This window comes from Acidovorax sp. GW101-11A03 (assembly GCF_059424825.1).
Genome location: NZ_JBWKZU010000096.1, coordinates 1 through 13712 on the forward strand (window position 1 = coordinate 1; position 13712 = coordinate 13712).

The window sequence follows — 13712 nt, forward strand, 5'->3', positions numbered from 1 at the left end:
GTCGAACACCCGCCTGTGGGACGCCCAACTCAAGGACCGCTATTTGCTGCAACAGCGGTTGGGCGATCTACAAAATCACCCCGTGCTCGCGCTATGGGGCGACAGCGACCGCGTGTTTGACCGTTCGGGCCTCTCGCCCTTGCAGAAGCTGTTGCCCCAGGCGCAACTGGAAGCCCTGCCCGGCATCGGCCATCTGCCCATGATGGAAGCGCCTGCCGACACGGCGCAGCGGTATGCGCGTTTTCTGGAGGGCCTGGCCCCGCCCAGCGCGCTGGCGCCCCAGAAAATTCAAAAAAATAGCTTCTACCGCCCGTCCATCAAGCGGCAGCAGCTATCAATTAATGAGCAATCGGTTTCAACAACCAGCGCCCGGGGGGACGCGGCCGGTCACCCCCGGCGTGGCTTGCGCGCCTTGCCCTTGCTGGACTTGCCCGCCACCGCTTTCTTGACCGAGGCCTTCAACGACTGGATGGGCGAACGCGCCGCGCGCTCGCGGGTCAGACCCGCCTTTTCGGTGGCCGACATCGCAGCGCCTTTGTCTGCCTTGCGGCCTCCCGCACGGCCACCAGCCTTGCGCGCACCGCCGCTTGCGCCGTCAGGGCCCACCCCCTTGTCCTTGAGCGCACGGCCCAGCAGCTCCTCGCCCTCGCGCACCAGGCGGAAGTCGATCTTGCGGCCATCCAGATCCACACGGCTCACCTGCACCCGCACACGGGCACCGATGGCATAGCGGATGCCGGTGCGCTCGCCACGCAGCTCCTGGCGCGCCTCGTCAAACTTGAAGTATTCGCCGCCCAATTCGGTGATGTGCACCAGGCCTTCGACATACATGGCATCGAGCGTGACGAAGATGCCGAAGCTGGTCGCGGCGCTCACCACGCCGCTGTACTCCTCGCCCAGGTGCTCGCGCATGTACTTGCACTTGAGCCAGGCTTCCACGTCGCGGCTCGCCTCGTCGGCACGCCGCTCGTTGGCACTGCAATGCAGGCCGGCGGCTTCCCAGGCCTGCGTCTCGCGGCTGGGCGGCTTCACGTCTTTGCGTGGCTTGGTGCCAGGCGCGGCCACGCGCGCAGCGAGGCGCTTGGCCAGCTTGGCATGCGCCTCGCCCGGCGTGGGCAGCGCAGGCAGCTTGTACTGCGTCTTGTTCAGAATCGCCTTGATGACCCGGTGTACCAGCAGGTCGGGGTAACGACGGATGGGGCTGGTGAAGTGGGTGTAGGCATCAAACGCCAAGCCAAAGTGGCCGCTGTTGGTAGGCGTGTAGATGGCCTGCTGCATGGAGCGCAGCAGCATGGTGTGGATCTGCTGCGCGTCGGGCCGGTCTTTGGTGGCCGTGGCAATCGCCTGGAAGTCGCCCGGCTTGGGGTCGTCGCCGATGCTCATGCCCACGGCCATGGCCTTGAGGTAGTTGCGCAGAATCTCCTGCTTCTCGGGTGTGGGGCCTTCGTGCACGCGGAACAAGCCGGGCTGACCGCCCTGCGCGATGAAGTCGGCACTGCACACGTTGGCGGCCAGCATGGCCTCTTCGATGAGCTTGTGCGCGTCGTTGCGGGTACGTGGCACGATCTTTTCGATGCGGCCGTTTTCGTCGCAGACGATCTGCGTCTCGGTGGTCTCAAAGTCCACCGCGCCGCGCGCCTGGCGCGCGATCAGCAGCGCGCGGTACACATCGTGCAGGTTGAGCAGGTCCTTGACGCGGTCCTTGCGCTTGCTGGCCTCGGGGCCGCGCGTGTTGGCCAGGATGGCCGCGACCTCGGTGTACGTGAAGCGCGCGTGGCTGAACATCACAGCCGGGTAGAACTGGTAGGCGTGCACCTCGCCCTTGGCGGTGACCAGCATGTCGCAGACCATGCACAGGCGCTCCACCTCAGGGTTCAGAGAACAGAGCCCATTGCTGAGCTTCTCGGGCAGCATGGGGATCACGCGGCGCGGGAAGTAGACGCTGGTGGCGCGGTCGTAGGCATCGATGTCGATGGCGCTGCCGGTCTCCACATAGTGGCTCACGTCGGCAATGGCCACCAACAGGCGCCAGCCCTTGCTGCGGCCCACCTTGGCGGGCTCGCAGTACACGGCATCGTCGAAGTCGCGCGCGTCTTCGCCGTCGATGGTGACCAGGGGCACGTCGGTCAGGTCCACACGGCGCTTCTTGTCCTGCGCGCGCACCTTGTCGGGCAACTCCTTGGCCTGGGCCAGGCACTCGGCCGAGAACTCGTGTGGCACGCCGTACTTGCGCACGGCGATCTCGATCTCCATGCCGGGATCGTCCACCTCGCCCAGCACTTCGGTGATGCGGCCCACGGGCTGGCCGAACAGTGCTGGCGGCTCGGTCAGTTCAACGACGACCACTTGCCCGGGCTTCGCTGCGCCTGTGGCGCCCTTGGGGATCAGCACATCCTGGCCGTAGCGCTTGTCTTCCGGCGCCACCAGCCAAACGCCACTTTCCTGCAGCAGGCGGCCAATGATGGGCTGGGGCGGGCGTTCGATGATCTCGACCACGCGGCCCTCGGGGCGGCCACGGCGGTCCTGGCGCACGATGCGCACGCGCACACGGTCTTTGTGCAGCACGGCGCGCATTTCGTTGGGGGGAATAAAGATGTCGCCTTCGCCATCGTCGCGGATGACAAAACCGTGTCCATCACGGTGCCCCTGCACGCTGCCTTCAATTTCCTGAGACAAATGCGCAACGGGTTGCGCGCCGGGGGTGGTTTTTTTGTTATACAATCTGAGTCTTTCCTGAAATGCCCAGGTGGCGGAATTGGTAGACGCACTAGTTTCAGGTACTAGCGAGTAACATCGTGGAGGTTCGAGTCCTCTCCTGGGCACCAAGTTTAACGAGAACCGGAGACGGTTTTCAAAATATCAAAGCCGCTGCACACTCAGCGGCTTTTTTATTTTTCAGGCGACCTGCGCACGCAGACCATGTGCGCACATCAGGCTGGCCACCCCCACTGAACCAACCGCAGCCTCATGCAGACGCACCATCCGGCTACCACGGTGCACGATGACAAAAGAGTGCCGCAAACAATTTTCAAAAAAATGAGCAACTTGGCCGGAGCCCTCAAAAAACGCTCTATAATTCAAAGCTGATCTGAAAGCCCAGGTGGCGGAATTGGTAGACGCACTAGTTTCAGGTACTAGCGAGTAACATCGTGGAGGTTCGAGTCCTCTCCTGGGCACCAAATACAAAGCCTGCAAGTTGCAAAACTTGCAGGCTTTTTCTTTGCCCGTCTCGCCCCGAAAGACGCGCTTGAACCCCGGCCCCGACGTGCTCAGCACACAAGGGCAAGATCGTCGACTACTGAGCCAACCCGGTGGCCGCCGCATCGCCTGCCCGCCCCATCGCCCCGCCAGTCATGTCGGCTTCGCAAAGAAGGCAACTAGCCGTAACAGCCTGCCTATGGCGCCCAGATATCGCCCTTGTCTTACAGACGGAACTGCGGCACCTTGCTGAAATCCTATTTGGTAGCCATTGAGGCCACCTGGGCGGTCATTGAGACGCCCACCCTTTTTTGTCTCTTGATGACGAGGACTTCATCATGAAACGCCATCCCCTCCCACCTGGCGCACGCGCCGTTGCAGCCTTTCTGGGCACCGTGGTGCTGGCCGTGCTGGCGGCAGTCACCGTGCTGATGCCCGAAGTGGCCGTGCAGTCGGTGGATTCGATGCTGCACCTGCCTGCCGGGCTGGACGAGATTTTGTCCAGCGGCTTGGTAAGCCACTGAGCCACTGCCCCCCTTGCGGCTTGGGCACCACGCCCGACACGCGGGCGTGTGGGTCCAAACAGCAACACCGTAGCAAAAACGATAGCATCAGAGTACCATTCCGCGCTGCACACCTTGATTTTTGGGTGGCATTCAGGAATGGAGGACGATCGTGAACCCACGTTTTCGAATCCCTGCAGACATTCTTCGCTCACTCTTCACCGCCCGTCCTTGGGCAGCACTGGCGCTCCTGGGGGGGCTTGCGGGCTGCTCCAGCCCCCGCGACGGGGCCCTGGAGGAGTTCTCGCGATGGCATGACAACGCGCGGGCCCAGGCCCAGGCGGGCGCGCTCAGCTGGAGCGAGCTGTACAAACAAAGCTTTGACCGCCTCACGGCCCTGCCACCGTCGCTGCAACAAGACACGCGGCTGGAAAATACGGTGCTGCTACTGTCGATGGCACGCAAATTTGAAGCCAACGAGATCAGCGCCCAGCAATTTGCCGCAGAGCGCAGCGACATCGAGAGCCAGCTCCAGGCGCGCCTGCGCTGAGCCGCTCCACCGCCTACTTCGCCTTCGTAGCGCCCTGCTCCACAATGCCCACGCGGCGGCGCAGTGCGGCGGCGGCTTCCGCATCACCGGCTGCCTCGGCCCGCTGCACCTGCAGTAGCAGCCAGGCCAGCAACGGCCTGCGCCAGCCTTGGGCCGACGCCGTCTCGGTGGCTGCGGCCACCACGGCAGAGCTGGCGCGCCCGGCCTGAAACAACACCCCGGCAGCCACCAGGCGCGACAGCGGATCTTCAATGCTCGCCAGCGTGGCGGCCTCGCCCGCTGCGGCCACCTTGCGCTGGGCCTCCGGCAGCAATGGCACCTGTTGCGGCGACACGCGACCAGCCAGGTAGTCGGCATAGGCCTGCTCGGGCGCAGGCGCATCCGGGCGCAGCGCTTCAAACCGGTCACACGGCGCCACCACCAGGCTGGCCACCTGTGCCGCGCAGCGCATCAACTCCAGCCGAGCCAGGAGGTCAGCGCGGCCGGTGCGGGCCACTTCGGCGCGGGCCCGGTCCCACTCCAGTTGCTCGACGCGCGCATTGCCCGACAGATAGGCCTCGGTGGCCTTGGTGGCGGCCCCCTGGGCGTTCATCTGCCAATCGGGCACCGGGGGCTTGCTGGAGCAGGCCGCCAGCAGCAAGGCGCAGCCCACGGCGGCAAGCCGCCCCGGCACCCGCAGACGAGGAATGGCATATCGCTTCATGGCAGTTTCAGCTCCGTGTCGCGTGCAAAAGGCCATTTGCGGTTGATCTCGTTGACCAGGCTTTCCACCTTGCGCAGGTTGCTCTCCACCTCGGCACGCAGGGCCCCGAGGTCGTTGGTGGCCTCGCGGGCGTTGGCGCCAACGGCCTGGGCTTCGACCAGCACGGCGTCCACCTTCCTGACGCTGGCGCGGGTGTCGGTCAGCAGGCCATTGAGCTGCGCAACGGCCGCGCGCACTTCGGGCACCAACGCGTCCTTGCTGCCGTCGCTGCCCAACAGCTGCCGGTCGGCCCGCGCGGCCATGCCATCGAGCCGCGCCAGCAGCGCATTGGTACGCTCCAGCGTGGCGATGATTTTTTTCGCATCGGTCTCGCTGCCCATCAACACACCCAGCGCGCCCCCGGGGCCATTGAGGCGGTCGGTGAGGGTTTTGACATTGGTCAGACTGTTGCCCAGCGCAGCGTCCGGAGCGGTCAGGGCGTTGAGGTTGGTGAGCAGCTCACGCGCGGTGGCCATGAGCTGCGGGATCTCGGCCGTGGCATCGCCGCGCAGCACGGGCCGCACGGCGCCATCGGGCAGCGGGTCGTCGGTGAGGATGCCGGAATACGCCCGGATGTTGGTGCCCCCCACCAGCCCCCGCACCAGCGTGAACACGCTGGACACGCGCAGCCAGTGCGCGTCCTTGCGGGGCACATCGACCAGGATGCGGGCATTGCCGCTATCAGCCAGTTCGATGCGGCGCACCCGGCCAATGGGGAAACCCGAGAACGTCATGTCCATGCCTACCACCACACCTTCGGAATCGTCGGCCGTGAGGACCAGGGTCTGGGTGGGCTCGAACGCGCCCCGCGCATACAGCAGGTACAGGCCCGAACCCACGATGAGCGCCAGCGTGAACAGCAGCAGCGCGGCGGCCTTCAGCTCCAGGTAGGCCACGGGGCGCAGGGTTTCGACGGGCGGCACGCCATCGGCTGCGGTGGGGGGCGTGGGGGTGGGATCGTTCATCGATGCGGGTGGAACAAACCAGTCAGTAATAGTTGCCCATGAGCGAGGCGGTCTCGATCAGCAGCAGCACGGCAAACATGCGGGCCAGGCCACCCAGCTCCGAGTCGGGCTGGACGCGCTCGCCGCTGTCGTACAGGCCTGCGGCCATGGGGATCAGCGCCACGGCCAGGCTGAAGAACAGGGTCTTGAGCACAAACACCATGGTCACGCTGGGCGAGAACACCTGGCCAAACATGCGCGTGTAGCCAGACAGCCCGGCCATGTTGAAACCATACACGCCCAGGTAGGCCAGCACCAGCGCCACCACGCAACTGAGCGCGGCCAGCGTGACGCAGGCAAACACCCCGGCAATCACACGCGGCAGCAACTCGATGCGCACCGGGTCGGAGCCCTGGCTGCGCAGCGCATCAAACCGCCCCGCCTGCCGCAGGCGCGACAGCTGCGCGCCGTTGGGGATGGTGCAGCGCATGGCCACAAAAAGGGCCGCCGTGAGCGGAATCAGCTCCAGCACCAGCACGCGGATCACCATCTCCAGCGCGTAGCGGGACAGCCCATAGCTCAGCGCCGTGACCACCACGATGCGCGTGAGCACCAGGCTGATGAGCGCCGCCAGCACCGTGAAGCCCAGCAGCACGGGGGCCGTGTCCAGATACAGGTGGCGGGCCAGGGCCCGGCGTGTGCCCTTGCCGTAGCTGGACGGCGACAGCACCAGCACCAGCACCACAGCCCCCAGGTACAGGATGCGCCACCAGGCCACCGCCCAGCGCCGCGCCGTGTTCCACACACGTTCGGGCAGGGAGAGGCCGGGCAGGCGCGAGATCATGGCCGGATCATAGCGGCGGCCTGCACACGGGCGCATGGCGCGCCTGCAGGCACGGGGATACATGCTTTTTTGGGCTCTTCCGCCTGATGGATATGCCTTTCAAGCTATCAAAATAGCAGCAAGCAACATCCCCAGGAAACATGCCCTCACACATGGCGCTTGCCCGGCACTGCCGGGGTGGGCAGGGCCACCTGCTGCGCGTCGGCCCGCTCGTGCAGGGCTTCGATGATGTGGCAGGTGGCGTCCGATCCATCGCAGCGGCTGCGCAGCGCGAGCAGGTCGGACTCCAGCGCTTGCAGCTCGGCCAGGCGGGTGCGCACATGCTGCAGGTGTGCATCCAGCGTGTCGCGCGCGGCGTCGCAGTCGGCCTTGCGGCCCCAGTCCAGCGCCAGCAGGGTGCGCACCTCGTCCAGCGACATGTCCATGGCACGGCACAGGCGGATAAAGCGCAGCCGGTGCACATCGGCGCCGCTGTAGAGGCGGTAGCTGTTGCCCTCCCGCGCACCGGGGGGCAGCAAGCCCTCTTTTTCGTAATAGCGGATGTTGGCAGCCGACACCCCGGACTGCTGGGCGGCCTCGCCGATGCGGAACTGTACGGCATGCTGATGCATGGGCTTGACCTTCAAGTGACTTCAAGGTTTCCAATGATGCCATCGCTTTCAAAAACCGCCAGGAGAAGAAATCCATGTCTGCCCATTGCAATCACGATCACCATGACCACGGCGCCCCTGGCCACAGCCACGGCGCGCCCGCTGGCGCCGACCCGCGCTACCGCCGCATCCTGTGGATTGCGCTCCTCGTCAACGCCGCGATGTTTGTGCTGGAGCTGGGCGCGGGCATGCGCTCGGGCTCGGCCTCGCTGCTGGCCGATGCCATCGACTTTCTGGGCGACGCAGCCAACTACGGCCTGTCGCTGTGGGTGTTGGCCATGGCCCTCAGCTGGCGCGCCCGCGCTGCCCTGGTCAAGGGCGCCAGCATGCTGGCCTTTGGCGTGTTTGTGATCGGCCGCGTGGCCTGGGGCACGTGGCAGGGCATTCCTCCTGAGCCCTTCACCATGGGCAGCGTGGGCCTGCTCGCGCTGGCCGCCAACCTGGGCGTGGCAGCGCTGCTGTATGCCTACCGGGAGGGCGACGCCAACATGCGTGGCGTGTGGCTGTGCACCCGCAACGACGCGCTGGGCAACCTCGCCGTGATGGGCGCGGCCCTGGGCGTGCTCGGCACCGGCACAGCGTGGCCCGATCTGGTGGTGGCCGCCATCATGGCCGGCCTGGCCATCAGCGGGGGCTGGAGCGTGGTCCGCCAGGCCCGGCAGGAACTGGCTGGCACCGCTGCGGGTGCACCACTGCAGGGGCATTGAGCCATGCGCGTGCACCTGTCCACCCCCTTGAATGCGCCGCCCGACTGGGTAGCGGCGCAGCTGCAAAGCACCGCCGTGTTCCGCCACATCACCGCGCCGCTGGTGCGGTTCAAGCGCCCGGGCGGCGCGCCCTGGCCCGCCCACTGGTCCCCTGGCGACCTGCGCGTGCAGATGTGGCTGCTCGGCCTTCTGCCCATGGGGCCGCAAACCGTGCGCATCTCCGTCGAAGCACCTGCGCAGGCCGGTGGCTGGCCCACGCTGCGCGACAACGGCGAGGGCGCGCTGATGCGGCGCTGGGACCACCGCATCACCCTCCAGGCGCTGCCTGACGGCCGCACGCTCTACACCGACGACATCGAGGTCGTAGCCCGCCACCTGCCCTGGCTGATGACGCCGCTGAGCGCAGCCTTTGCCCAGCTGTTCTACCGGCACCGCCAGCGGCGCTGGCGCCAGCTGGCCGCTCAGCGCGGGCCAGGCACCGCCATCCCGCCTTGGCAAAAAAATGCCGCATTCGACCACCTGCTCGCCGCCTTTGCCCGCGACGCCGGGGCACCACCCAGCACGCGCTGGCACTGGCTGGAGGCGGCCCATGTGCTGGGGCAGACCACGCTGTCGCTGCACTGGCGGTCGCACACTGCCATGCTGCGCTATGCCCTGCAACTGCGCGACGCGCGTGAGGCGGCGGGCCAGCTGCTGCGGCTGGCGCTGGTGCTGCTGGGCCATGCGCTGGCACGCCTGCCCATGGGCAACATCGGCCGTGCACGGGTGAGCGCGTTCGCGCCCATGGCGCCCCAGCCAGAGATCACCCCGCTGATCGACGAAGCGCTGGCCGCCACGGCGGTGAGCGAAACATGGGATAAAAAATGGGCTTTGCGCGCGACCAGCTTGCCCAAGCAGCTATCAAATGATGAGTAAACCCATGCCACAACGGGGCCCCCGATCCACTGCGGCCCTCGCCCGGCACGGCGCCAGAACTTGACGCGCGACAAGCCAGGCATGGGGCTTGCGTGCTCCAATGCGGCGCACGCAAGCCCCCAGCCTTCCTTCGCCGAACATGTCCAGCTCCCCCGCATCCCCTGCCCCGTCCACCCCCAACGCGACGCCCGCCGCACCGGTGGTGGTGCCCCACAGCCTCACGGAAGACGCCGTGGCGATCTTCACCGGGGTGCTGCTGATCTCGGTGGGGGTGGCGTTTTTCACCAGCGCGGGGTTGCTCACCGGGGGCACGGCGGGGCTGGCGTTTTTGCTGCACTACGCCACAGGCATCGGCTTCGGCAAGATCTTCTTTGTGCTGAACCTGCCGTTTTACTGGCTCGCGCTGAGCAAGCTGGGGCGGGCGTTCACCGTCAAGACCTTCATCGCGGTGCTGCTGCTGTCGCTGCTGACCGAGCTGCAGTCGCAGTTCCTGCAGTTTGCGCAGCTGCAACCGCTGTATGCGGCCATTGCGGGCGGGCTGATCACGGGCACGGGCTTTCTCGTGCTGTTCCGCCACCGCTGCAGCCTGGGCGGCGTGGGCATTGCCGCGCTGTACCTGCAGGACCGCTACGGCTGGCGTGCAGGCAAGGTGCAGATGGCCGTGGACTGCTGCATCGTGCTGCTGGCGCTGTGGACGGTAGAGCCCCTGCGCGTGGCCTGGTCCATTGCGGGCGCCGTGGCGCTGAACCTGGTGCTGGCCATGAACCACCGGCCGGGGCGCTACATGGCGGTGTAGTCCCCCGGCCAAGGGTGGTTGAGCACTCCAAGAAACACGTCTTCTAGGTGGACACCCGCCAGCCCAATGCGCTGTGCAGGCGGTGCTCCAGCGCCTCGATGGGCACGGGGCGGCTGAACAAATAGCCCTGCCACAGCGTGCAGCCATGCTGCTCCAGAAACGCCCGCTGCGCCTCGGTCTCCACGCCCTCGGCAATCACGTCGATGCCCAGGCTCTGCGCCATGCCGATGATGGTCTGCACGATGAGCGCATCCGTGTGCTGTATGCCGATGTTGCGCACAAAACTCTGGTCGATCTTGAGCTGGTCGAGCGGCAGCCGCGTAAGGTAAGACAGGGACGACTGCCCCGTGCCAAAGTCGTCCATCGAAAACCCCAGGCCCAGCGCACGCAGGGCATTCATCTTGGCGATGGTGTCGTCCACGTTGTCCAGCGCCAGGCTTTCGGTCAGCTCCAGCTTCAGGCGGTCGGGCCGCGCACCTGTCTGGCGCAGCACCGTGACCACCTGCTCGATGAAATCGTCTTGGTGGAACTGGCGCGCGCTCACGTTCACGGCCAGCTGCAGCTCGGCCGTGGCGGGGTGGTCCTGCCAGCGGCGCAGCTGCGCGCAGGCGGTCTGCAGCACCCACAGGCCCATGGGCAGGATCAGGCCGGTTTCTTCGGCCAGGGGGATGAACTCGAACGGCGACACCATGCCGCGTGTGGGGTGGTTCCAGCGGATCAGCACCTCGGCCCCCACCACCCGGGTGCCGCACCCCACCTGGGTCTGGTAGTGCAGCGTGAACTGGCCCTGCTCCACGGCCGTGCGCAGGTCGTTCTCCAGCGTTGCGCGGGCGGTGACGGCAGCCTGCATGCGTGGGTCAAAAAAGCGGATGCTGTTGCGCCCGGCGGTCTTGGCGGCATACATGGCCAGGTCGGCGTGCTTGACCACATCCTCCACCGTCTGCCCCTGGCCGCTGAACAGCACGGCGCCCACACTGGTGGTGCTGTGCACATGGTGCGATGCCAGCTGGTAGGGCTGGTTGAGCGCGGCCAGTATCTTCTCGCCCACAGTCTGCGCCTGCTCGGCTGCGTCGGTGGCCTGGGCGCCCAGGTCTTCCAGCAGCACCAGAAACTCATCGCCGCCCAGGCGCGCCACGGTGTCGCCTTCGCGCACACAGCGGGTCAGGCGCTCGGCCACCTGCTGCAGCAGCACGTCACCCATGTCGTGGCCCAGGGTGTCGTTCAGGGTCTTGAAATGGTCCAGATCCAGGCACAACAAGGCCCCTTGCAGGCCGGAGCGGGCGCCAGTGGCAAACGCCTGTTGCAGGCGGTCCATCATCAGGCGGCGGTTGGGCAGGTGGGTAAGCGGGTCGTAGAAGGCCAGGTGCTCGATCTCGCGCGCCGCGGCGGCGCGCTGCGTGATGTCGCTGAGCGTGGCCACGTAGTGGGTCAGCGCCCCGTGGCGGTCCGTCACGGCGGCAATCGCCATGAAATGCAGGTTCACCTCGCCGCTCTTGCAGCGGTTCCACAGCTCCCCTTTCCACTCGCCCGTGCTGGCCAGGCTGGCCCACATGGCGTCAAAGAAAGCCTTGTCATGGTGGCCCGAGGCCAGCAGGCGGGTGCGCTGGCCCATCACCTCGTCGGCGCTGTAGCCGGTGATGCGGCTGAAGGCGCGATTCGTGCGCAGGATGCGGGTGTCGGCATCGGTGACGATCATGCCCTCCTGCGACTCAAACGCGATGGCGGCAATGCGCAACTCGTTTTCGTCGCGCTTGCGGGCGGTGATGTCCTTGCCCACGCCCCGGTAGCCACAAAACACGCCGTCTGCGTCAAACACCGGCGTGCCGCTGATGGACACCCAGTACGAGTGGCCCTGCCGGTCGTGGCGCTCGAACTCGAAGTCGCGGAACTCCTGGTGGCGCTCCAGCAGCGCGCGGTGCTCCTCCCACAGCGCATCGCTCATGCCCGGCGCAGCCAGCTCCCAGCGCGTCTTGCCCATGTGCAGCGACGCCTCCTGCACCAGCCGGTCATCGGCACGGCCTTCCACATGCGTGAGGCGAAACTGCGCGTCCTGCTCCCAGTACCAGTCGGACGACAGCGCCGTGAGGGTGCGAAAACGCGCCTCGTTGTCCTCCAGCTTGCGGCGCACGCGGTACGACTCGCTCACGTCGCTGAAGACCAGCACCACGCCCACGATCTGGCCCTGGGGGTTGCGGATGGGGGCTGCGCTGTCGGCGATCTGGTACTCGGCCCCATGGCGCGCAAGCAAGGTGGTGTGGTTGCTCAGCGCCACCACCTGGCCTTTGTCCATCACCTGCTGCACCGGGTCCACCTGGGGTTCGCGCGTGCTGGCGTTGACGATGCGGAACACATCGGCCAGTGGCTGGCCCAGGGCCTGTGCCAGCGGCCAGCCGGTCAGGCGCTCGGCCACCGCATTCATGCGGGTGATGCGGCCCTGCGCATCGGTGGCCACCACAGCGTCACCAATGGAATGCAGGGTGATGGCCAGATTCTCCTCGCTCTGGCGCAGCTCGGCCTCGGCGTTCTGGCGGGTCAGCGCCATGCGGTCGAAGCGGCGGCCCAGCTCGGTCAGCTCCTGCAGCCCCGTGGCGGGCGCGCGCGACACATAACGCCCCTCGGCCAGCTCGTCGGTGGCGTGCAGCAGGCGCTGCAGGGGCCGTACCACGCCACGCTGCACGCCCACCTGGGCCACCACCACCGACACCAACAGCCCAGCCAGCAGGAAGGCCATCTCGGTCCACATGCGCTGGTTGGCGGCGGCATACAGGTTTTCCAGCGGCACCGTGAGGCTCATGGTCGCCACTGGTCTGCCACCTGCCTCGATGAGGGGCTGGAACACCACCAGCTCTGGCGCGCCATCGGCACGCGTGCGCAGGCGCTGGCCCTGCGGGGTTTGCAGCACCATGGCGCGGAACTCGCCATCGGCGAACGGGGCGCCCAGCTCGCTGGCTTCGGGCGGGTAGCGGGCCAGCACGCGGCCATCGGGGTCCGACACCCGGGCCACGGCCCCGTCGGGCAGCCCCAGGTCGGTGAGCCGCAGGCTCCACCATTCCAGCGACACCACGGCCACGGCCGCCCCCACCACGTCCTGCGTGCCCGCCGGGATCACCGGGTAGGCAAAGTTGACGCTGGCCACCTGGGCGGCGCGGTCCACCTGGAAGCTGCCCACGGCAAAGTCCCGTCCGGTGATGGTCTGCTGAAAGTACGGGCGGTTGGCCACATTGACCGGTGCCTTCAGCGGGCGGGCATTGCACAGCAGATCGCCGTCTGCGCGCGGCACACCGATGTTCACGTAGGTGGTGTTGAGCGACAGCACCTCGGCCAGGTAACGGCCACATTCGGGCGCTGCGGGGTCGCGCACCTGCGGCATGGCGGCCAGTTGCTGGAGAAACTGCCGCGTGTTCTGGATCAGGCGCTGCTGGGTGCCAGCCACCGAATGCAGCGTCTGCAGCGCGCGGGCTTCTGCCGCCGCAATCGCGTCGGCGCGGTGGGCCCGGGCCTGGTAGACGACCAGCAGCACGGCTGGCAACGTGGCCCACAGCACCAGCCAGCGGATCCGCGCGGGCAAGGTGCTCCACATTCCTGCAACCCAGGGGGGCATACCGACCTTTCTGTGCTCGACAAGGAAAGAAGGCTGGCGCGCTGGTCCGCCGCAGGCCACAACCCGTAGGCCGCACCCCGCAGCGGACATGTTTTGTTGCATGTTAGCGCCCACCGCCCCGGCCGTCCTCCATTGTTTGCGCAGTTCGACCAGCGCTGCCGGGAGGAGAAAAGTCCGCGCACAGGGGAACCAACCCTTTGCGCGCCGTATCAGTGGCAGATGCGTCGCGGCCTCTCTCTTTTGCTGATGGTGGTGCTGGTCC

The 13712-nt window shown here is 66.8% G+C and carries 11 protein-coding genes, 2 tRNA genes and 1 pseudogene; 8 read left to right on the plus strand and 6 right to left on the minus strand.

From position 1 onward, the window contains the following. Positions 1-43: 43 nt before the first annotated feature. Positions 44-202, plus strand: a pseudogene (locus AC07Z7_RS23530) (alpha/beta fold hydrolase); the annotation flags it as partial. 185 nt (positions 203-387) lie between these two features. On the opposite strand, the gene rnr reads toward AC07Z7_RS23530, so the two are convergent. Beyond that, positions 388-2721 (minus strand): ribonuclease R, encoded by a 2334-nt coding sequence (rnr, locus tag AC07Z7_RS23535; RefSeq protein ID WP_494767848.1) that lies wholly within the window; start codon positions 2719-2721, stop codon positions 388-390. Positions 2722-2740: 19 nt separating this feature from the next. Here rnr and AC07Z7_RS23540 point away from each other — a divergent pair. The 4 genes from AC07Z7_RS23540 to AC07Z7_RS23555 all read left to right on the plus strand — a co-directional run bounded on the left by AC07Z7_RS23540 (position 2741) and on the right by AC07Z7_RS23555 (position 4251). Further along, positions 2741-2825, plus strand: a tRNA-Leu gene (locus tag AC07Z7_RS23540). 269 nt (positions 2826-3094) lie between these two features. Then, positions 3095-3179 (plus strand) — tRNA-Leu (locus tag AC07Z7_RS23545). Positions 3180-3536: 357 nt separating this feature from the next. Continuing rightward, positions 3537-3722, plus strand: a complete 186-nt coding sequence (locus tag AC07Z7_RS23550) for a hypothetical protein (RefSeq protein WP_252658296.1) — start codon at positions 3537-3539, stop codon at positions 3720-3722. A 151-nt stretch (positions 3723-3873) separates the two neighbouring features. Continuing rightward, on the plus strand, positions 3874-4251 hold the full coding sequence (locus tag AC07Z7_RS23555) for a hypothetical protein (RefSeq protein WP_240515610.1): 378 nt from the start codon (positions 3874-3876) through the stop codon (positions 4249-4251). A 13-nt stretch (positions 4252-4264) separates the two neighbouring features. On the opposite strand, the gene AC07Z7_RS23560 is transcribed toward AC07Z7_RS23555, so the two are convergent. The 4 genes from AC07Z7_RS23560 to AC07Z7_RS23575 all read right to left on the minus strand — a co-directional run bounded on the left by AC07Z7_RS23560 (position 4265) and on the right by AC07Z7_RS23575 (position 7392). Continuing rightward, a complete protein-coding gene (locus tag AC07Z7_RS23560) occupies positions 4265-4954 on the minus strand; it encodes a hypothetical protein (RefSeq protein WP_494767849.1) in 690 nt (229 codons plus the stop codon). After that, positions 4951-5958 (minus strand): MlaD family protein, encoded by a 1008-nt coding sequence (locus AC07Z7_RS23565; protein ID WP_494767850.1) that lies wholly within the window; start codon positions 5956-5958, stop codon positions 4951-4953. The genes AC07Z7_RS23560 and AC07Z7_RS23565 overlap by 4 nt, the downstream gene beginning before the upstream one ends. Positions 5959-5980: 22 nt before the next feature. After that, complete coding sequence (locus AC07Z7_RS23570) at positions 5981-6781, minus strand: MlaE family ABC transporter permease (protein ID WP_494767851.1); 801 nt, start codon at positions 6779-6781, stop codon at positions 5981-5983. A gap of 146 nt (positions 6782-6927) precedes the next feature. Next, positions 6928-7392 carry a Cd(II)/Pb(II)-responsive transcriptional regulator gene (locus AC07Z7_RS23575; RefSeq protein WP_494767852.1) on the minus strand — a complete coding sequence of 155 codons (465 nt, stop codon included), beginning with the start codon at positions 7390-7392 and terminating at the stop codon, positions 6928-6930. 74 nt (positions 7393-7466) lie between these two features. Between AC07Z7_RS23575 and AC07Z7_RS23580 the strand changes: the two genes are divergently transcribed. From AC07Z7_RS23580 to AC07Z7_RS23590, 3 genes are all read left to right on the plus strand, one after another. Further along, entirely contained in the window at positions 7467-8138 is a 672-nt protein-coding gene (locus AC07Z7_RS23580) for a cation efflux transmembrane domain-containing protein (protein ID WP_494767853.1), read from the plus strand. A gap of 3 nt (positions 8139-8141) precedes the next feature. Then, positions 8142-9053, plus strand: a complete 912-nt coding sequence (locus AC07Z7_RS23585) for a DUF3703 domain-containing protein (protein ID WP_494767854.1) — start codon at positions 8142-8144, stop codon at positions 9051-9053. 139 nt (positions 9054-9192) lie between these two features. After that, a complete protein-coding gene (locus tag AC07Z7_RS23590) occupies positions 9193-9849 on the plus strand; it encodes a YitT family protein (RefSeq protein ID WP_494767855.1) in 657 nt (218 codons plus the stop codon). Between the two features lie 43 nt (positions 9850-9892). On the opposite strand, the gene AC07Z7_RS23595 is transcribed toward AC07Z7_RS23590, so the two are convergent. Beyond that, on the minus strand, positions 9893-13450 hold the full coding sequence (locus AC07Z7_RS23595; RefSeq protein WP_494767856.1) for an EAL domain-containing protein: 3558 nt from the start codon (positions 13448-13450) through the stop codon (positions 9893-9895). Positions 13451-13712: the final 262 nt, after the last annotated feature.

Bases quoted from the DNA above. Each gene is read 5' to 3' on its own strand.
- AC07Z7_RS23550 (WP_252658296.1), top strand. From the start codon at position 3,537: ATGAAACGCCATCCCCTCCCACCTGGCGCACGCGCCGTTGCAGCCTTT.
- AC07Z7_RS23595 (WP_494767856.1), bottom strand. From the start codon at position 13,450: ATGCCCCCCTGGGTTGCAGGAATGTGGAGCACCTTGCCCGCGCGGATC.
- AC07Z7_RS23590 (WP_494767855.1), top strand. From the start codon at position 9,193: ATGTCCAGCTCCCCCGCATCCCCTGCCCCGTCCACCCCCAACGCGACG.
- AC07Z7_RS23570 (WP_494767851.1), bottom strand. From the start codon at position 6,781: ATGATCTCGCGCCTGCCCGGCCTCTCCCTGCCCGAACGTGTGTGGAAC.
- AC07Z7_RS23565 (WP_494767850.1), bottom strand. From the start codon at position 5,958: ATGAACGATCCCACCCCCACGCCCCCCACCGCAGCCGATGGCGTGCCG.
- AC07Z7_RS23560 (WP_494767849.1), bottom strand. From the start codon at position 4,954: ATGAAGCGATATGCCATTCCTCGTCTGCGGGTGCCGGGGCGGCTTGCC.
- AC07Z7_RS23585 (WP_494767854.1), top strand. From the start codon at position 8,142: ATGCGCGTGCACCTGTCCACCCCCTTGAATGCGCCGCCCGACTGGGTA.
- AC07Z7_RS23580 (WP_494767853.1), top strand. From the start codon at position 7,467: ATGTCTGCCCATTGCAATCACGATCACCATGACCACGGCGCCCCTGGC.
- AC07Z7_RS23575 (WP_494767852.1), bottom strand. From the start codon at position 7,392: ATGCATCAGCATGCCGTACAGTTCCGCATCGGCGAGGCCGCCCAGCAG.